General features: G+C 60.5%; 19 protein-coding genes and 1 pseudogene. 10 read left to right on the forward strand and 10 right to left on the reverse strand.

All coding sequences use genetic code 11. From position 1 onward, the window contains the following. Positions 1–28 precede the first annotated feature (28 nt). Positions 29–595: an NADH-quinone oxidoreductase subunit I gene (locus PH547_RS25645; RefSeq protein WP_285169740.1), complete on the reverse strand. Its 567-nt coding sequence runs from the start codon at positions 593–595 to the stop codon at positions 29–31. Positions 596–625: 30 nt separating this feature from the next. Next, complete coding sequence (gene nuoH / locus PH547_RS25650) at positions 626–1,612, reverse strand: NADH-quinone oxidoreductase subunit NuoH (RefSeq protein WP_104827763.1); 987 nt, start codon at positions 1,610–1,612, stop codon at positions 626–628. A gap of 159 nt (positions 1,613–1,771) precedes the next feature. On the opposite strand from nuoH, the pseudogene PH547_RS25655 reads away from it, so the two are divergent. Continuing rightward, a pseudogene (locus tag PH547_RS25655) lies at positions 1,772–2,010 on the forward strand (acetyl-CoA hydrolase/transferase C-terminal domain-containing protein); the annotation flags it as partial. A gap of 82 nt (positions 2,011–2,092) precedes the next feature. On the opposite strand, the gene PH547_RS25660 reads toward PH547_RS25655, so the two are convergent. Next, entirely contained in the window at positions 2,093–2,818 is a 726-nt protein-coding gene (locus PH547_RS25660; RefSeq protein WP_285169741.1) for a GntR family transcriptional regulator, read from the reverse strand. Positions 2,819–2,942: 124 nt separating this feature from the next. Between PH547_RS25660 and PH547_RS25665 the strand changes: the two genes are divergently transcribed. The 6 genes from PH547_RS25665 to PH547_RS25690 all read left to right on the forward strand — a co-directional run bounded on the left by PH547_RS25665 (position 2,943) and on the right by PH547_RS25690 (position 10,823). Beyond that, positions 2,943–3,995, forward strand: coding sequence for an amidohydrolase family protein (locus tag PH547_RS25665; protein ID WP_285169742.1), 1,053 nt, complete (start codon positions 2,943–2,945; stop codon positions 3,993–3,995). A 4-nt stretch (positions 3,996–3,999) separates the two neighbouring features. Continuing rightward, entirely contained in the window at positions 4,000–4,893 is an 894-nt protein-coding gene (locus tag PH547_RS25670; protein ID WP_285169743.1) for a VOC family protein, read from the forward strand. 26 nt (positions 4,894–4,919) lie between these two features. Next, the gene (locus PH547_RS25675) at positions 4,920–6,503 is read left to right on the forward strand and encodes a bifunctional 3-(3-hydroxy-phenyl)propionate/3-hydroxycinnamic acid hydroxylase (RefSeq protein WP_285169744.1); all 1,584 of its coding nucleotides are present in this window, start codon (positions 4,920–4,922) and stop codon (positions 6,501–6,503) included. A gap of 52 nt (positions 6,504–6,555) precedes the next feature. Beyond that, positions 6,556–7,866, forward strand: a complete 1,311-nt coding sequence (locus PH547_RS25680; protein WP_285169745.1) for an MFS transporter — start codon at positions 6,556–6,558, stop codon at positions 7,864–7,866. Between the two features lie 44 nt (positions 7,867–7,910). Then, positions 7,911–8,759 (forward strand): fumarylacetoacetate hydrolase family protein, encoded by an 849-nt coding sequence (locus PH547_RS25685; RefSeq protein WP_285169746.1) that lies wholly within the window; start codon positions 7,911–7,913, stop codon positions 8,757–8,759. 96 nt (positions 8,760–8,855) lie between these two features. Continuing rightward, positions 8,856–10,823, forward strand: a complete 1,968-nt coding sequence (locus PH547_RS25690; RefSeq protein ID WP_285169747.1) for a glycoside hydrolase family 3 protein — start codon at positions 8,856–8,858, stop codon at positions 10,821–10,823. A gap of 126 nt (positions 10,824–10,949) precedes the next feature. Here PH547_RS25690 and PH547_RS25695 read toward each other — a convergent pair whose 3' ends face one another. The 7 genes from PH547_RS25695 to mdcA are packed head-to-tail and all read right to left on the reverse strand — an operon-like array spanning position 10,950 to position 16,940. Beyond that, on the reverse strand, positions 10,950–11,870 hold the full coding sequence (locus PH547_RS25695; protein WP_285169748.1) for an ACP S-malonyltransferase: 921 nt from the start codon (positions 11,868–11,870) through the stop codon (positions 10,950–10,952). Further along, positions 11,867–12,721 (reverse strand): triphosphoribosyl-dephospho-CoA synthase MdcB, encoded by an 855-nt coding sequence (gene mdcB / locus PH547_RS25700; RefSeq protein WP_285169749.1) that lies wholly within the window; start codon positions 12,719–12,721, stop codon positions 11,867–11,869. The genes PH547_RS25695 and mdcB overlap by 4 nt, the downstream gene beginning before the upstream one ends. Next, on the reverse strand, positions 12,718–13,359 hold the full coding sequence (mdcG, locus tag PH547_RS25705) for a malonate decarboxylase holo-[acyl-carrier-protein] synthase (protein ID WP_285169750.1): 642 nt from the start codon (positions 13,357–13,359) through the stop codon (positions 12,718–12,720). The genes mdcB and mdcG overlap by 4 nt, the downstream gene beginning before the upstream one ends. Beyond that, entirely contained in the window at positions 13,352–14,074 is a 723-nt protein-coding gene (locus tag PH547_RS25710) for a biotin-independent malonate decarboxylase subunit gamma (RefSeq protein WP_285169751.1), read from the reverse strand. Before PH547_RS25710 ends, mdcG begins: the two co-directional genes overlap by 8 nt. Next, on the reverse strand, positions 14,061–14,972 hold the full coding sequence (locus tag PH547_RS25715) for a biotin-independent malonate decarboxylase subunit beta (RefSeq protein ID WP_285169752.1): 912 nt from the start codon (positions 14,970–14,972) through the stop codon (positions 14,061–14,063). Before PH547_RS25715 ends, PH547_RS25710 begins: the two co-directional genes overlap by 14 nt. Beyond that, positions 14,969–15,280 (reverse strand): malonate decarboxylase acyl carrier protein, encoded by a 312-nt coding sequence (mdcC, locus tag PH547_RS25720; protein ID WP_104827750.1) that lies wholly within the window; start codon positions 15,278–15,280, stop codon positions 14,969–14,971. Before mdcC ends, PH547_RS25715 begins: the two co-directional genes overlap by 4 nt. A 10-nt stretch (positions 15,281–15,290) precedes the next feature. Beyond that, positions 15,291–16,940 carry a malonate decarboxylase subunit alpha gene (gene mdcA / locus PH547_RS25725; RefSeq protein ID WP_285169754.1) on the reverse strand — a complete coding sequence of 550 codons (1,650 nt, stop codon included), beginning with the start codon at positions 16,938–16,940 and terminating at the stop codon, positions 15,291–15,293. 175 nt (positions 16,941–17,115) lie between these two features. Between mdcA and madL the strand changes: the two genes are divergently transcribed. The 3 genes from madL to PH547_RS25740 all read left to right on the forward strand — a co-directional run. Then, a complete protein-coding gene (gene madL, locus PH547_RS25730) occupies positions 17,116–17,538 on the forward strand; it encodes a malonate transporter subunit MadL (RefSeq protein WP_104827748.1) in 423 nt (140 codons plus the stop codon). Positions 17,539–17,549: 11 nt separating this feature from the next. Beyond that, on the forward strand, positions 17,550–18,314 hold the full coding sequence (gene madM, locus PH547_RS25735) for a malonate transporter subunit MadM (RefSeq protein WP_285169755.1): 765 nt from the start codon (positions 17,550–17,552) through the stop codon (positions 18,312–18,314). Between the two features lie 246 nt (positions 18,315–18,560). After that, the coding region (locus PH547_RS25740; protein WP_285169756.1) for an acetyl-coenzyme A synthetase N-terminal domain-containing protein at positions 18,561–18,846 on the forward strand (286 nt) is incomplete at its 3' end.

An 18,846-nucleotide genomic window follows, 5' to 3' on the forward strand; every position in this document is an offset into this window, starting at 1 on the left:
GCGCGCTCCGGCTTGCCCGCGGGCGCGCTCATGTTCGCCGGATATTTCGCCACCAGTTGTAACCCTGCGGCTCGTTCGTCTCGACCCGAACATCTTGTCCGGCGTTCAGGCGCGCAGCGACCACGCCGCCGCCGGTTGTCGCCTTGCCCGGCTTGCCGAGCAGATCCTCGCGCCCGATCACCAGGTCACGGGAGGAAAAACTCGAGAATTCGTACTGCTGGCCAAGCGCGATCGCATCCGCGGGGCAGGCATCCTCGCAAAGCCCGCAAAACAGGCACCGGGCCGTGTCGATCTCGAATTTTGCCGGGTGCCTATTGCCCTTCGCATCCTCGTAGGGGACGACTTCGATGCAGTCGCAGGGACAAATCCGGGCGCAGAGTTCGCAGGCCACGCATTTGATCTCACCCTCGTCGTTGCGCGTCAGGAAGTGGTGCCCACGATAACGCGAGTAGGGCAACCATTTTTCCTTGTCAGGATATTGCATGGTTACGGACCTGGAGAACATGTAGCCGAGGGTCAAAGCCAAGCCGCCCGCCAGATCGGCGAAGAATGCCCAGCCGATCCATGTTCCAAGTCTGTCCTGTGCGCGCGACATTGTCGCCTCGCTGCGGAGCCGCCGTGGCCCCTAAAAGAAAGCGATACCACTTATGATTATGTTCGCGATCGACAGAGGAAGCAAGACTTTCCATCCGATCGCCATCAGTTGATCATAGCGGTAACGGGGGAAAGTGAAGCGGAACCACATAAACAAATAGACGACGAACGCGACCTTGAGCAGAAACCAGAGGAGTGGCGGTAAGGGGAGCAATATGCCGTTCCAGCCGCCCAAGAATAGGATCACCACCAGGACGGACACCAGCAAGACGATGGCATATTCGCTGACCATGAAGAACGCAAAGCGGATGCCGCTGTATTCGGTATGGAACCCAGCCCCCAGATCGCCTTCCGCTTCCGCCAAATCGAAGGGAATGCGCTGCGCTTCGGCCAGGCCGGCGACGAAGAACACGAAGAAGCCGATCGGTTGATAGACGATGTTCCAGACATCGGCTTGCGCTCGCACGATCTCAAGGAGACTCATGGATTGCGCCAGCATCACCACGCCGATGACCGAGAACCCCATCGGGATCTCATAGCTGATCATCTGCGCGCACGTCCTGAGACTGCCGAGGACAGCATATTTGCTGTTGGCGGCCCAGCCGCCGAAGATGACGCCATAGACCTCGATCCCGATCACCGCGAAGACGAACAGGATCGCCACATTCATGTTGGAGACGTAGAGCGTGATCTTGGTGCCGAGGACCGAGACGGTTTCGCCGAACGGGATCGCGACGAACACCACAAAGGGTGGGACAAGTGCCAGTATTGGCGCCAGTTTGAACAGGAAGCGATCGGCCTCGGCCGGGATATGGTCCTCTTTGGTGAAGAGCTTGATCCCATCCGCCATCGGCTGCAGCAGCCCGTGCCACCCCACGCGCATCGGGCCCATCCGCTGCTGCATGTGCCCGGCAATCTTGCGTTCCAGCCAGGTCAGCGGCAAGGGCAGCAGTAAAAGGATCGCAATCAGAAACGCGACCTTGAAGATGATCAGGCCAAGGGCGACAATAAGTTCCATATCCGCGGCTACTTATTCACGGGTTGAAACGCGATCGGACTTCGGCTCGGCTATCAATCGAGCACGCTACGCACTTGTCACCCTACAGAATACAACGGCGAAGCACCTCATACAATTGCCGTCCACCGATGGCGCCTATGACGGCAAAAACCTGGCACGCTCTCGCGCATCGTTCCGGCACTGACCGGGCCGGTAACCACATCGCGCAACGACACGCATATCGTCGTCACGGAATATGGATGGACGAACCTCAAGGCAAGTCCGTAGCCGAGCGAGCAAGGGCACTGATTACGCTCGCCCACCCGGATTTCCGCGCGGAGTTGGACCGGGCAGCCCATGGTGCAGGGTTTTATGCTGATACCGTGTTGAATTCACGAAGTTTAGACAGCCAGCATTGAGACGAGAAGGCCGTCGGTTCGGGTACCCTTCAAGAGCCCGGTTTTGTTATCCCGTTACCTGCCGAGCTCTTTCATGACGGGATCAGGCTACTCTGCCTCGCGGGTCAGGGCTGACCGTTTCGGCTTCAAGATCAACGCGGATGATCTCTGCCGTCTTCTCATAATGTTGCTGCAATAGCCGCTCAGCTTCAGCGGTATCTCGATCGAGCACGGCTTTCAGGATACGAGCATGTTCGTCACTGACCTTGCGGACCCGAAAGGCCTTGCGAATTGAAAGGGCTCGATAGCGGTAAAGCCGGTCAGCAAGCTGTTCGCAAAAGCCGATCAGAGGCTTCGATCCGCAGCCGCCAATGAGAAGCGCATGAAAGGCGCGATGGAACCTTTCCCATTCCGGATTGTCTTCAAAATGGTCCGGATTGAGCGAGCGCGGAGTGCGCTCCAGCCGGTGATGCGCCACCAGAAGCGCCTCCTCCCACTCGGGCGTTGCGTTCGCCATGGATTCGCGCAGCGCCAGCCCCTCCACCCAGCAACGCGTTTTCGTCAGTTCGTGTAATTCATCCAGACTGATCGGTTTCACGAAGAAGCCGCGCTGTTCCATTCCGATGACGAGATCCTCCGTCGTCAGGCGGTTCAGTGCCTCGCGCAATGGCGTCTGGCCGGCATCGTAATGCTCGATCAGAAAGCGCAATTGCAGCTTTCGGCCAGGCTCCAGTCGCGTTGAGAGGATGTCGGCTTTTAGCCGCTCATAGATGCTGGTTGCCAATGTCGCGGGGCTTTCAGCCCCTTTCTTCAGCGGGTTGACGTTCATGGCGCTCTCTGGCTTGCAAATTGCTTTTTATATACACGATGAAGCGTCCGCGCAAAATTTATAAATTTTTGCTTTACGCAGAAAAGTTTGTACATTATGAGGGGTGCTGATGAGGGAGGATCCAATGAGCGGAGCGGAAAAGGGAGCGCCGAGCGCCTTTTCGAGTGGCTGCACCTGCCGTGGCATCGATATCCATTGCCATGTGGTGCCTGCACGTTTTCCAGCTCTGGCCAACGGTGTGACAGTTCGCGGCTGGCCATCGATGGTGGCCGCGGACGCGTGTCATGCGACTGTCGTCATCGATGACAAGCCATACCGCACGGTCAGCGATGCTTGCTGGGTTGCTGAAAGACGGCTGGAGGAGATGGACAGGACCGGCGTTCGGATTCAGGCACTTTCGCCCATGCCGGAACTCTTCGGCTACTGGATCGAAACAAGCGCTGCCTGCGACCTGGTCCGACACGTCAATGATTCGATCGCCGCGATTGTTACCGAAGGAGAGGGGCGCTTTGTCGGACTTGGGGGTGTTCCCCTTCAGGATATCGATCTTGCCATCCTCGAATTGCATCGCATCGTCGGCGAACTCGGCTTTCGCGGTGTTGAGATCGGCAGCAACGTCAATGGTGTCACGATCGGCGATCCGCGTTTTCATCCGTTCTTTGCGGAAGCCAAGAAGCTTGGCGCCGCCGTGTTCGTACATGCGGTGCGTCCGACCGGTATGGACAGGCTGTTTGGGCCGGCTCCGCTTCAGCAGGTGCTCGGCTACCCGACCGATGTCGGATTGGCAGCCGCATCCGTGATTACCGGCGGGCTACTTCAGAAATTCCCGAAACTGCGGATCGCCTTTAGTCACGGCGGCGGCACGTTCGCTTCGCTGCTGCCGCGGCTGGAGCAAGGTTATTCGGCTTTCCCGGCCCTCAATGAGACCATGCCGGAGAGGCCCGCGGTACAGGCACGGCGGCTCTACGTGGACTCGCTGGTCTTCGATGCGGAAATGCTGCGCCGCTTGGTTTCTATTTTCGGCGAGGAGCGCGTGCTGCTCGGCACCGACTATCCCTTTAATTTCCGTGAGAACGAGCCTGTTACTCGCGTCGAGGAAGCGTTCGCGGATGCAGGTTTGCGCGAGCGCCTGACATTTGGGAATGCGCAAGCCTTCCTGGCTCTGGATGAGGGTTGATCCTATGACCGAATTTCCTGTTACCGCTCTGCGCAGCGTGGAACTGGGTACGCCCGATCTTGCGGCGTCCGTCGATTTCTACACCCGCGTATGGGGGCTGGACGTCGTTGCCGGGGTGGGGAACAAGGTTTTCCTAGCGGCAACGGGCGATGATTTTCATGTGCTGGAATTGAAGCAAAGCGACCGCTCGGAATTGCGCAAGATCAGCTTTCGCGTGAGTACGCCCGAAGAATTGAGATCGCTCTTCGCAAAAACAGTTACTGCAGGCTGCGCAGTCCTGCGCGAAATCGGGCCCGCCGATGCGCCCTCTGGCGGCGAGCGTTTCGTCATCCGCGAGCCACAAGGTTCGGTTCTGGAATTTGTGTACGGTGACCACCGCAAGCAAGGGCATGTGGTCCCCAATCGGCCCGGGCGGCTTGCCCATGTGAATATCAACAGCGCTCAGATCGAGGCGCTTTCGGAATTCTACCGCGATGTTCTTGGTTTCCGCCTGACCGACCGATCGAAGCTTATGGCCTTCCTGCGTTGCAACGACGACCATCATGCGGTCGTGCTGGCTGAAGCACCGGTCAATGGGCTGAATCATGTCGCCTTCCTGATGCCCGATCTCGAATCCGTCATGCGAGGCTCGGGCCGCGTCGTCGATCATGGCTATCCGATCGGCTGGGGCGTCGGCCGGCATGGGCCGGGCGACAACGTCTTCGCCTATTTTGTCGATCCGCAGGGCGTGGTGATCGAATACACCGCGGAAGTCCTGCAGGTCGATGACAGCTACCGTGCCCGAGGTCCGGAGGAATGGGTCTGGCCGCCCGGTCGGACCGACCACTGGGGCATTGCGCCTCCAAAGAGCGACGCCTGCAAGAAGGCGCAGATTTCCATCGGATTTTCCGGCGCCTGATGCGCCCAGTAGACACTTGCAGAGGCATGCCTGTGAAGAACGACAACGATATTTCAAATCATTATGACGTGCTGGTGGTCGGGTTCGGCCCGGCGGGAGCCGTGGCTGCCGGCATGCTTGGCGCACGCGGCCATTCCACGCTCGTCGTCGATCGGCTGACCGGTATTTACGACAAGCCGCGCGCCATCGCGCTCGACCACGAAATTTTGCGCCATTTCGACAATATGGGCATTGCCGACGAAGTGCTTCCCCATATCGCACCATTCACGGCATCCCAGCACTTTGGCGCTGAAGGGCAGCTCATTCGCCGTATCGATATGGTGCCCGAGCCCTATCCGCTCGGCTATACCCCCAGCATGGTGTTTACCCAGCCTCCGGTCGAGGCCGTCTTGAGGCATCATGTAGAGAGCTTCGGCTGCGTGACGATAGAGCTTGGTACGGAAATGGTCGCTCTTCAGCCGCGGTCTGATGAGGTCGTCGCGACGCTCAAGAATGCCTCCGGCGAATATCAGACGATCGCCGCAAAATATGTGATCGGCTGCGATGGCGCCTGGAGCCGCGTGCGCGAATTGTCCGGAATGAGGCTCGAAGATCTCGTCTTCGACGAGCCGTGGCTCGTCGTCGATGTGCAGGTGCATGAGGCTGCACTTGGTAACCTGCCGCAGACTTCGGCCCAGTTCTGCAATCCGGCGCGTCCGACAAGCTACATCATGGGGCCGAAGAACCACCGCCGGTGGGAAATCATGCTTCTGCCAGGCGAAGACCCACGCGAGATGGAAAAGCCGGAGAATGTCTGGCGGGTGCTGTCGCCCTGGTTGACGCCGGACGAGGGTGAGCTTTGGCGCGCCGCCGCCTATCGCTTTCATGCGCTGGTCGCCGACGAATGGCGACGGGGCAGGGTAATGATTGCCGGTGATGCCGCGCACCAGCAGCCGCCCTTCATCGGCCAAGGCATGTGCCAGGGCCTGCGCGACGTCTCCAATCTCGTCTGGCGGCTTGATCGCATCCTGAAGGGGCAATCGTCCGAAAAGCTGCTGGACACTTACACGGTCGAGCGCAAGCGGCATGTGCGGGCGCTGACCGGCAAGATCAAGGCGATCGGCCAGACGATCTGTGAACGCGACCCGGCGGCAGCTGCCGCACGCGACGCACGCATTCTCGCGGAGGGCGGCGGCAAACCACCCGTCCTGACCCGTCAGGAAATCGTACCGCCGATCGAGGATGGCCTGATCGCCATGGAAGGCACGCCGGCACGAGGATTGCTTTTCCCACAGCCGGCAATCGTCGAAGGCGCTTCTGCGCGCCTGATGGACGCTTTCACCGGGCCGGAATGGCGGCTGGTTCTCGACGGTCGCCGGATCGATGTCGCGGAAGGAGAAGCCCTGGCCGAAGCGATCGACGGGATCGTTGTGAAAGCCGTTGCGCGTCAAAACGATGATGCAGCCGATCCGTCGGCGCTTCGTGAAAAGGACGGCGTGCTTTCGGCCTGGTTCGACCGCCATGGCGCGGTCGCCGCGCTGGTGCGCCCTGATCATTATGTTTTTGGCGCCGCCAGCAACGTCGAGGCGCTTCGCCAGCAGATCGCCGATCTGCGTACTCGTCTCGCCTGACAGATGCGCCCGTCAGGAATTGCAGTTTTTTGTGGGGTTCTGGGAGGAACATATGACCAAGTCAACCGCCGATACCGCCAGCAATTGGCGACCTTTTGCCGTCCTTATCCTTCTCTTTCTGTTCCAAACGCTGAACTTCTTCGACAAGCTGGTTTTCGGACTGTCGGCTGTGTCGATCATGAAGGATCTTGGCATTTCGCCGCAGCAGTTCGGCCTGATCGGCAGCAGCTTCTTTCTCTTGTTCTCGATATCCGGCGTCCTCGTCGGCCTCTTCGTGATCGGCCGCGTTCCTGTCAAATGGATCCTTGTCATTCTTGCGGCAATCTGGTCGATCGCGCAGATCCCGATCTACTTCACCAGTTCGGTGACGGTTCTGGTCGCCTGCCGCATCCTGCTCGGCCTGGGGGAGGGACCGGGACTGCCGACGGCATTGCATGCCTGCCATAACTGGTTCAGCCCGCAAAAGCGCAGCGTGCCGAGCGCCGTCGTGCTGCAGGGCATTAGTGTCGGCCTACTCGCCGGCGGGCCGATCCTGACTTATGTGATCGTCAATTACGGCTGGCGTTCGGGCTTCCTCTTTTGCGGCCTGATCGGCGTCGCCTGGATCATCGCCTGGCTGCTCATAGGCGGCGAGGGGCCGCATGCCGTCGCGGAGAATGAAAAGGCTCGTGCTGTGGTGGGAGAGACCCCGATTCCAGCCCGCAAGCTCTGGCTCGACCCCACCGTGATCGGCGTCGTCATCATGTCGACCATGTCTTACTGGATCGTCGGCATGTCGGCCACGTGGCTGCCGCCTTTCCTGCAGCAGGGTCTCGGCTATTCGCAGACTGAGACCGGTTCGATCATCTCGGCTGTCTATATCTTCCAGTCGCCGCTGTTGCTCATCGGATCATGGATCGCGCAGCGCATGCTTCAGAAGGGCGTCAGCAAGCGTACCGCCCTCGGCAGCGCCTCGGGCTATGCCCTGCTTGTCAGCGGCCTGGCGCTGATTGCCTCGGTTCATGTCAGCGGTCCGCTGCAACTGGCGCTGATCGCGATTGCCTTTGCCGCTCCGAGTCTGACGACCATCTATGGCCCAATCACACTCGGTAGCGTCGCTCCCGCCGTTCAGCGCGGCCGGCTGATCGTTGTGATCTATTCGGCAAACGCTGTCTCTGCGCTCGCGTCCAACGCGGTCACCGGCATGATCGTGCAGGCGGCCGGACCCGATCATCTGGCCGCCGGCTATGCAAATGCCATGCTGTTTACGGCCGCAATCCTCATCATCGGCGCAATTTCCGCCTTCGCGCTGATCTTTCCGGATCGCACCATCGAGCGCTTCGGCAAGATGACGCGCTTCACCGATCAAATGCAGCGGGTGTGAAAGCGCCCGCCGCCAAGTCTGATCCCACTACAGGAGCAAGAGCCATGAGACTGTCCACCGTCAAGATCGCCGGCCGCACGACCTGGGGCGTCGTCGAGGGCGATCGTTTCCTCGATGTCGGCGCGGTTCTCGCGTCGCGCTATCCCGATCTCAAATCGGCTGTCGCCGCCGGTCTTGACGGCGTTGCCGAAGCAGCCGTTTCCGCTGCCGCCACGCCGCTCAGTGAAATCGAATGGCTGCCGGTCATTCCCAATCCCGACAAGATCCTCTGCGTCGGCTTGAACTATGAAATGCATCGCAAGGAGACGGGACGTGCGGAGGTGGAAAATCCGACGATCTTTGCTCGCTATGCCAATAGCCAGATAGGCCATCTCGGCCCGATCGTGCGTCCCAAGGTCTCGACGGAACTCGATTTCGAAGGCGAGCTGGCAGTCATTATCGGCAAGTCCGGCCGTTACATTACGCGGGATGAGGCCATGGGCTATGTCGCCGGCTATGCCTGCTACAACGATGGCAGCGTGCGCGACTTCCAGCGTCATACGCACCAGTTCACCCCGGGCAAGAACTTTCCCGACACCGGCGCCTTCGGGCCGTGGATGATGACGCCGGACGAGCTTGGCCCGCTGCCTGATCTCCGCATTCAGACCCGTCTGAACAGCGAGGTGGTTCAGGACGCGACATTTGGTCAGATGATTTTCGATATCGCCCGGCAGATTGAATATTGCTCCAGTTTCACTCGGTTGGAGCCAGGCGACGTCATTGTCAGCGGCACGCCGGGCGGCGTTGGCGCCAAGCGCCAGCCGCCGTTGTGGATGAAGCCCGGAGATGTCGTCGAGGTGGAAGTCGACAGACTTGGCATTCTGCGCAATCCGATTGTCGATGAACTACGTTAGCTATCGCTTACGGGTATGTGATTGCGCAATGAGGCGGCGCAGTCTGCGCTCCTTCAACTTAGTGGGATCGATTAGGATGCTTTTGGGAAGGATGCCATGAAATATTTCATTGCCATGTGCGCGCTCGGATCACTGTTCGCTTCGACGGCTTTGTCGCAGGAGCAGCCGGCGCTTTCCGCCCGCATCGCCAAAACGCTGAACGTGGACGGGCTGTCGTTCAAGGATCTCGATAGCAACGGCAAACTCGACCCTTATGAGGATTGGCGGCTGCCGGCCGCTGAGCGCGCTGCCGATCTCGTCGGGCGCATGACGATCGAGGAGAAGGCGGGCTTGATGATGCACGGCACGGCGCCTTCCGTCGGTCCCGGAGCCGGCATGGGTGTCGGTTCCCAATATGATCTCGACCGCGCCACGGAGATGATCGACAAGCGCAAGGTGGTCACCTTCATCACCCGATTGTCCGGCGATCCTGCTGTTCTCGCCGGAGAGAACAACAAGCTGCAGGAGATCGCGGAATCCGGCCGCCTCGGCGTTCCGGCGACGATCAGTACTGATCCTCGCAATCATTTCCAATTCGTGCTCGGTGCGAGCGTTTCTGCCGGCGGCTTCTCGAAGTGGCCTGAGGCTCTTGGTTTCGCGGCCATCGGCGATGCGGCGCTCGTGCGAAGGTTCGGCGACATTGCCCGCCAGGAATATCGCGCCGTCGGTATCCAGGAGGCGCTCTCTCCCCAGATCGACCTCGCAAGCGAACCCCGCTGGCCGCGCATCAACGGCACGTTCGGCGAGGATGCGCAACTTTCCAAATCCATGGCGGAAGCCTATGTCGCCGGTTTTCAGAACGGCGAGACCGGCATCAACCGCGATAGCGTCGTCGCCGTTGCTAAGCACTGGGTCGGTTATGGTGCTGCAAAGGACGGTTACGACAGTCACAACGCCTATGGCCGCCGTTCCGTTTTTCCCGGCAATAATTTCGCCGAGCATCTGATCCCCTTCGAAGGAGCGTTCAAGGCCAAGGTCGCAGGCGTGATGCCCACCTATTCGATCCTCGAGGGCGTTAACCTTGACGGCAAGCCGCTGCAACCGGTCGGAGCCGGATACAGCAAGCAGCTTCTGACCGACCTGCTGCGCGGGAAATACGGTTTCGACGGCGTCATCCTCAGCGATTGGCTTATCACCAACGATTGCAAGGGCACCTGCCTGGAAGGTGAGAAGCCGGGGGTAAAGCCAACTCTGAACGAGGAAACCTTCGGCATGCCCTGGGGCGTGGAGGACATGAGCCGTGTTGACCGGTTCGCAAAGGCCGTCAATGCCGGCGTCGATCAGTTCGGCGGCGTGACGTCCTCGGACCTTCTCGTCGAAGCGGTGAAGGATGAGGAAATCAGCGAAGAGCGCATCGATCAATCCGCGACCCGGATCCTGATACAGAAATTCGAGCAGGGCCTGTTCGAGAATCCCTATGTCGATCCGGAGAAGGCACGCTCGATCGTCGGCAATCCGACATTCGCAGCGGAAGCGACTGCCACGCAGGCCAAGGCAATGGTGTTGCTCGACAACAAAGCCAAGCTTCTGCCGGTCCGGAGCGGCAAGAAGGTGTTCCTTTATGGGGTCGATCCGAAAGTGGCAGCGGCCCGCGGCTTTACGGTCGTTGCTACGGCCGGCGAAGCTGATTTTGCGCTGATGCGGCTGAATGCACCCTATCAACAGCCGCATATGAATTATTTCTTCGGCTCCCGTCACCAAGAGGGCGATCTTGATTTCAAGGACGGCAATGCTGATTTCGAGGCCTTCAAAAGCGCCGCTAAGGAGGTTCCGACCATCGTCACGATCTATCTGGCGCGGCCGGCAATTCTCACCGGCCTCCGTGATCGGGCCGGTGCTATCCTCGCCAATTTCGGTGCCAGCGACGAAGCCCTGTTCGATGTGATCGAGGGTAAGCAGAAGGCGCAAGGCAAGCTGCCGTTCGAACTTCCCTCATCCATGGCCGAGGTGTTGGCGCAGAAATCCGACGTTCCGCACGACACGGCCAATCCGCTGTATCCGATCGGTTTCAGCATGCAGTACTGACATAGGGCCGTCCACTTGTCTGAATGAAATCGGTCCCAAGGGTCGTCTGCATCCGTTTCCACCGTCACTACGAGAGAGGTATCTGTGCCGCGGTCGCTTCGAAGAATCGAGGCAGAGGTCTTGATTTCAGCGAGCAGCCAGCCAGGCCCTAACGCCTGCAAGACTGTGGAAGTCATCCACTGCGCGCACCATGACTGAAGGCAGGGCAACGGCTGCCATTTCCGCCAGAGCACGGCCAGGCCCCAGTTCGAGGATCGCGGTCACGCCACGTTCGGCCACGGCTTCAACCATGCCTGCCCAATCGATCCTCTCGGCCAGTTGCCGTGCCAGACCTTTTTGAGCGCGATGCGGATCGGTAACAAGGGTGGCACCACTGGCGGTCATGAGGCGGAGGATCGGGCGGTTCATGACCGCCGAGGCAAGAGCGTTGTCAAACTGTGCGACCGCACCGGCGAGCCGTGGTGTATGAGAGGCGACATGCACCATCATCGGGGCGGCACGCGCGGCACCTTCCTGCAGCGCCGCTGCGCAGAGCGCATCGATTGATCGTCTGTCACCGCCAACGATGAAGAGGAGATCCGGGTTTACAATGGCGATTGCGCAGCCGAACCGGTTGGCTAGATGTTCCACTGCCACCTGTGGCAAACCGCGCACATAACCAAGCCCGTCATCCGACCCGCCCACAGCGTCCATTACCCGTGCCCGCTGATCGACGAGCTTCAAGGTATCCATGGGCGACCAGATGCCGGCCACCCCCCAAGCCGCCATTTCGCCGACGCTGTAGCCGGCCACCATCGTTTCGCTGGGCGCGCCGGTCGGGAAAAGGGCGCGAACAATCGCAAGCGCACGCGTCACGCACAGGATCTGGCCCTCGCGGTTTGCATGCAAGGCGGCTTCGGGGGCAGTTCGGCAGAAGTCCATTGGGTGGATCCCGAGCACGGCGGTTGCGGCCTCGAATATGGGCTGCGCTTCGGGTTCCGTTGTCAGCAGTCGGAACATCTCCCGGTTCTGATGGCCTTGGCCCGAACAGAACAGCGCGAGGGTCACAATTCCAACACCTCAGTAAACAGCGCCATGGCAAGCAGATCGGCACACCCACCCGGGCTGAGATTGCGCGCGACGAATGCCTCATGAATGGCTTTGGCATGCCATCGCCAGTTCGCTCGTCCGACCCCGCCATCTGCCAGGAAGGCGCGGGCCTTGTCGCGGGCGAAATTCAGCCCTTCAGGGCCGGCACGATAGAGCAAATTGCTGTCGTCGACCACCGCGATCAGGGCCATGCACGCATGGACCCTTGCCGCTTCTTCGTCACCCATGGCGAGGCGCCGCCCTTCGGCAAGAGCCGGGCGGGCAATATCGTAGACGGACGGCATGCCGGCGGCAGCCTCGGCCCTGGCGCCGCCGATATGGTAGCGTCGTGCCACGACGCTGCCGTGACTGTCATGCTCCGGCGCCTTGCCGATGATATCCTGTCCCCAACGCAGCTTGATCAGGGCACCGAGCGGTGCCTGCCAATCGCACGTTGCCGCCAAGCCGGCTGCCGCCGCCAGCAGGCCAAGACCGAAGATGGCGCCGCGATGGGTATTGACCCCTCCGGTCACACTCCGCATTGCGCTTTCCGCCTCTATACCGATTTGGCGCAGACGATCCATGCTCGCATCCATGGCGCCCGCCTCGGCAAGCGCGATGAAGAATGGTTCCAGCGTCCGAGCGCTCAGGCGCAGGAGATCAGCGTCCATGTCGGCGTGAGCGCCGTTGTCGATGTGGCTGACCAATCCCGGTTTGGGCCAAGTTTCCACCTCCCGAATGAGCGCTTGTGCGGCATACTGTCCGATTAGCTCGGGATCGCAATGCTTGACGATGACAGGGCATCGTTCAGCCAGCAATGGAAACGTCATGCAAAGAGCGCCTCCCGCGCAATCAGGGTCGATCCGGTATGGGATTTAACCAGTAGCTCCGGGTTTCCCGACAGCCATTCCCGCCATTGCACGGCCGTGCCGCAAGGCGTGATCAATTCCGCGTCGATACGCATCGGCGCGCGTTCGGCAACATGGTTCAGCAAAGTCGTCGCTCGCATCGCATCTGTGCTCGATCGACACTCGACCAAAAGATCGAGATCGGAAGTATTGCTCAGATAGGAAAGGCCGGTCAGGTATTGCCAAGCCAAACTCCCGAAGCAGCGACACGAGGCATTTGCCTCCAACAGTGCGCCAATGGTCGGGCGCCATCGTGCCGGTGCCGCGGGCAGCACCTCCCTCAGCAGAGGAGGAGGCGCCGTCCGTATCACGGCAGTCGGTGGGCAGGCGAGCGCAAGCCGTTTGCGCCCCATGCCCGGCGGAAGTGGCAGCCCCAAGGGTATGATATCTGTTGGATCGCTGCAGATTCGACGACGGAAAATTGTCGGTCGCCCCAATGTTGCCCATGCCAGCAGATCGGGCTCCATTTCCGCCTCGACTCGGCCTTGCAGCAGGCCGGGCCATGCCTCGGAGCGCACATAGGCAAGATCGTGGCGGCGGAGGGCAGCGACATCAATCATGGAGCAAAGCCAGCCGCTCTACTTCGGCCGCAATCATGGCGGCCTTCGGCCGGCCGCCTCGATCGGCGCCCAATCTAGCGCGCAGATCACTTGAAGCAGGCTTGGCAAGAAGTGCTACGAGTTGAGCGTTCAAAGAAGCCGCTGGATCCCAAACCTCTGCTATGGCGCCGGTTGCAAGAAGATTATCGAGGCCGGGCGCGAAGACGGGGGTCGTTTCGGCTTTTTCCTTCAACGTAGCGAGCGGCAGCTTTGTCACTCGGGCCATGGATGGCAGATCCATGACTTCGGGCCACGCGGTGGGCAGGGCTGCGAGCGATCCGCAGGCCAGTGCGGTGGCAATGAAGGCGCCGGCAGCGCTGCCACCGTAGAGCAGGCCGACCGTGCGATGTCCGGCACGCTCTGCCTGCCATAATGCCTTCGCCAGGTGCGCCAGTGCTTCGCTGAGACCCAGGAGTTCATCACGTCGGCTCATCCGTTGGCTGCCGGAGTCGACCAGGAACAGTAGGGGCGACCTGTCCGGCCGCCGGGCGACGGAAAGGACATGCGCTGCCAGGGCTAGCGCCTCATCGACGCCGGGATAGGTCTTGTCGGCTGCGCCGATCAGATCGATCCGGTTTTGTTGGTCCAACCGGCCCCAGCCGGTAACAAGCCCATCCGCCTGCGTTATCTCGTAGCCGGCTGGAAAGAGTGAAGAAAGAATATCAGCGAGCTGCATCGGCACTCTCCCGATGGATATTGGCTGTGGTGAGGAAAGTCTCGATATCCCGGTCCGGTATTTCGGCGGGATGTTCAATATGCAGCCGGGCCCATATCTCGGTGGCATCACGGGCATCTCCAAAACGGCGCAATCGATGTTCGAGCCGCGTCTGTTCCGCTTCCAGCACCGCTTGGTCCAAAGTGGCTGGCCGTTGTAGCGCGGCAATTGCACCGACCCGGAAAGCGGCGATATCGTCCTCGACGAAGACATCAACCCCGCCAATCAGGTAGCGATGCTTGCCGCCCATGGTCCGCCAGACCAAGGCTCGATCGCGGGAGTCGAATTCTTCCACGCCTTTGTTCGTCTCGATAACCTCCGGCCCGGAAACGGATAAACGCCCCTGCTCGGAGATGACGAGCGCCGAGCAGCAGCCGGCAATCAGGCTGCCGCCGCCATAGCAGCCCGCCCTGCCGCCAAGAAGACCGATGACACGCACGCCCCCGGATCGCGCCTCCAGCACGGCGCGCATGATCTCGGAGATCGCCAGCTCGCCGGCATTGGCCTCCTGGAGGCGCACGCCACCGGTGTCGAAGAGAATGACGATATCCCGCCGCATCTTGGCCGCGGCTTGCAGCAGGCCTGTCAGCTTGGCGCCGTGAACTTCGCCAATGGCGCCGCCCATGAAGCGCCCTTCCTGGGCGGCCACCAGCACGGGGCGACTGTCGATGCGGCCGGCACCGACGATGATGCCGTCGTCGAACTGCCGAGGCAAATCGAAGAGCGCAAGGTGCGGGCTTGTCTCCCGCCGCTCCGGACCCAGAAATTCGGTGAAACTGTCGGCATCGAGCAGATGCCTCAACCGGCCACGGGCAGATTCTTCGTACCAGCTTCGGCGTAGCGTGCGAGGATCGTTCATTCTGGCTTCTCCATCAGCCGCACGCCCTGGGCCAGGCGCAGCGCCACCATGTCAGGCCGTGCGCCGCCATCATTGATCGTGATGCGCAGACCGCCGGCGGCAGAGCGTGCCGCGAAATCTTCGGTGACCGCCGCCCACAACTCGGCGAAACCATGAGCCGGCGTCGCGATCTCGATGACGCACCGGTCGGGCGCTTCCCGCCGTTCAAGCAATATTTCGAGGTTACCTGAAGCGACGACGCCCACCAGAGCGACGGCGCGGGTTCCGCCGGTTTGTGTCGATTTCAATTCATAGAGCAGATTTTCCATGGTATCGGCCTTACCAATTGCGGAACCGGGTGGGCGGCCTGTAGAGGCCGCCGGAGGCAAGCATCAGATCCTTGATGGAATGGGCAGCCAGCAGACTGCGATCGGCATCCAATGGATCTATTCCAAGGTCTTCGGGACGCTGGATGACTTTGCGCTGACGCAGGTGCTCCACCATCTTGCGGTCCCGGGCGCGACCGATTTCGGTGTAGCCGGCCACGCCGCGGATCGCCTGCTCCCGTTCGTCCTTGTCACGGCACAACAGCAGATTGGCGATCCCCTCTTCCGTCACAATGTGAGTGACGTCGTCGCCGTAAACCATCACAGGAGCCAGATCGAGTTGCAGCTTGTCGGCTAAATCCAACGCGGCCAAACGCTCGACGAACATCGGCACCATGCGATCGCCAAAGGTCTCGCCAATCTGAACAACCAGTTTACGTCCTCGACGCAGGGCAGGGGTGGCTGCGGCGGGGTCGGCTTCCCTGCCGGCACGCAACCAGGCTTCGCTCGGATGACGCCGACCTCGGGCGTCCGATCCCATATTGGGGGCGCCGCCGAAACCTGCGACCCTGCTGCCAGTCACGGTCGAACTGTTGCCGGAAAGGTCGATCTGCAAGGTCGAGCCGATGAACATGTCGCAGGCATAAAGTCCGGCGGTCTGGCAGAAGGCACGGTTGGAGCGCAAGGAGCCGTCGGGTCCCGTGAAAAAAATGTCAGGGCGGGCCTGCATATAGTTTTCCATGCCCACTTCGGACCCGAAGCAATGAATCTGCTCCACCCATCCTGCTTCGATGGCAGGGATCAGGGTGGGGTGAGGGTTCAGCGCCCAGTGCGTGCAGACCTTGCCCTTCAATCCCAGCCGTTCGCCGTATGTCGGCAGCAGCAGTTCGATGGCCGCGGTATTAAAGCCGATGCCATGATTGAGGCGACGCACACCGTAGGGAGCATATAGTCCCTTGATGGCGAGCATTGCCGTCAGGATTTGCGTTTCGGTAATGGCCGCGGGATCGCGCGTGAACAGCGGTTCCACATAGAAGGGGCGCTTGGCGTCCACCACGAAATGAACCTGGTCGGCAGCAATGTCGACGCGCGGCACACGATCGACGATCTCGCCCACCTGGGCGACGACCAGTCCCTTGCCGAAGCTCGTCGCCTCGACGACCGTTGGCGTGTCTTCCGTATTCGGCCCGGTGTAGAGATTTCCGGCCTTGTCTGCGCTGACCGCGGCGATGAGGGCCACCTGCGGCGTCAGGTCGATAAAGTAACGGGCGAAGAGTTCCAGATAGGTGTGAACGGCACCCAGTTCGATCTGGCCGCCGAACATCATGCGCGCGATGCGGGCCGACTGCGGGCCGGAATAAGAAAAATCAAGCCGCCGGGCGACGCCACTTTCGAAAATGTCGAGATGCTCCGGCAGGACCACGCCCGACTGCACCATATGCAGGTCGTGTACCTTGTCGACATCGACCTTAGACAGCGCCTTGGCCAACAGGTCGGCCTGCTTCTGATTGTCGCCCTCAAGGCAAACTCGATCCCCGGGTCTCAGGATCGCTTCCAGGAAAGCTACGAGGTGCTGCGGGTCGACAAGCTTGCCGGCAGAGAAGCGCTGGCCGGCTTCTAGACGTGCCAGCCTTTCACGGCCCTTTGTGTTCCAATCTCGCATTTCGATTGCCCTTTGTATGCGCAAGAGAGCGTTTTCGTGCGTTCACTATATATACAATTGCCAAGAACGCAATAATGTGTATTTTAATTTCGATATACGGCATCTTTGTATTCATGGGAGGAGAACAAATGTCGATCTTGTATTTCTTCGGGCATGCATGTGGGGAGGATCATCCATGGTGATCTCCGGTGTCGCAATGCTTGCCCTTTGTACCCTCTTGGGGAGTATCCTCGGTGACCTCCTGGGGATGGTGCTTGGCGTAAAGGCGAATGTCGGCGGCGTCGGCATAGCCATGATCCTGCTCATCGCCACGCGGTTATGGCTGAGCAGGCGGGGTCTGTTGACGCTGCCGCTCAAACTCGGCGTCGAGTTCTGGGGCGCTCTCTATATTCCGATCGTCGTTGCCATGGCCGCTCAACAGAACGTGTTGGTGGCTGCGCGTAGCGGTCCGCTGGTGCTGATTGCCGGGATCGTGACGGTTTTCGTTTGCTTCGCGACCGTCGCGCTGATGAGCCGTCTCGGCGAGAGAGGCGAAACGATGGATGAAATCGAAGCGAGGGCCAGGGGTGAGCTTGCCACCTCCGGCAACGCGGCCTGAGGGAGGCTTTCATGGAGATCTTGAAACACGGCTTGACCGCCAACAGTCTGCTCACCGCGTTTGCGATCGTTGGATTGGTCATGTGGCTGTCGAACGCCATTTCTAAACATATCCTGTTCGGCCGCGTCCACGGCTCAGCCATTGCAATCGTTCTGGGGCTCGCTGCTGCCTTTGCCGCTGGTCTGTGGACCGGAGGCGAAAAAGGGGTTGTGGATATTCCCATCCTCAGCGGCATCGGCCTGATGGGCGGAGCCATGCTGCGCGATTTCGCCATCGTCGCCACGGCCTTTGAAGTGGACGTTGCGCAGGCGCGAAAGGCTGGTGCCGTCGGTGCACTGGCCCTTGGCCTCGGCACGCTGCTCCCGTTCATCGTTGGCTCGTTGCTCGCCGTCGCGTTCGGTTACACGGATGCCGTATCCATAACGACGATCGGTGCCGGTGCCGTTACCTACATTGTGGGACCTGTGACGGGTGCCGCTCTGGGCGCAAGCTCGGCCGTGATCGCGCTGTCCATTGCGACCGGTGTTTTCAAGGCGGTTCTTGTTATGGTCGGAACCCCGATCGTCGCCAGGGCGATCGGTCTCGACAATCCCCGTAGCGCCATGGTGTTCGGTGGCCTGATGGGAACCGTCAGCGGCGTGTCGGGCGGTTTGGCGGCGACCGATCGTCGTCTCGTTCCCTATGGCGCATTGACGGCGACGTTCCATACGGGGCTGGGCTGCCTCGTCGCACCTTCGATCCTTTATCTTGCCGTACGGGCGATTGTGGGAGGCTGAAGTGGCGTGAATAGGCCGGCCGGCATGCGGCTCAATGAAAGGGATTTGAGGGAGATCGCGGCGACATGGGTGCGTTTGGTGACCTAAACCACGACTTTGGGACGCAATCGCTCGATGAAGCCGAACCATGAACCTCATCCACGAATTGGGCGACAAAGATGCTGAGAGGGTGCCTATGTCGAATATTTTAGAGGCTTGATAAGGCCGCTGCGGGATCCCGCAGCGAGCCCACGGGAGGAGGAAATGATGTCGGAAAAGATTCATCCGGTGACGAAGCCGGTTCAAGCGCGCGCTTTGATCGACGCGGCGAAATATCAGAAATGGTACAAGCAAAGCGTCGAGGATCCCGACAGGTTCTGGGGCAAGCACGGCGAACGCATCGACTGGTTCAAGCCCTACACCAAGGTCAAGAACACGTCTTTCACGGGCAAGGTCTCAATCAAATGGTTCGAAGACGGACTGACCAACGTCTCCTACAATTGCATCGACCGCCACCTGAAGAAGCACGGCGATGACGTGGCCTTCATCTGGG

Origin of the sequence: Rhizobium cerradonense (assembly GCF_030182455.1) — a bacterium.
GTDB lineage: Bacteria > Pseudomonadota > Alphaproteobacteria > Rhizobiales > Rhizobiaceae > Rhizobium.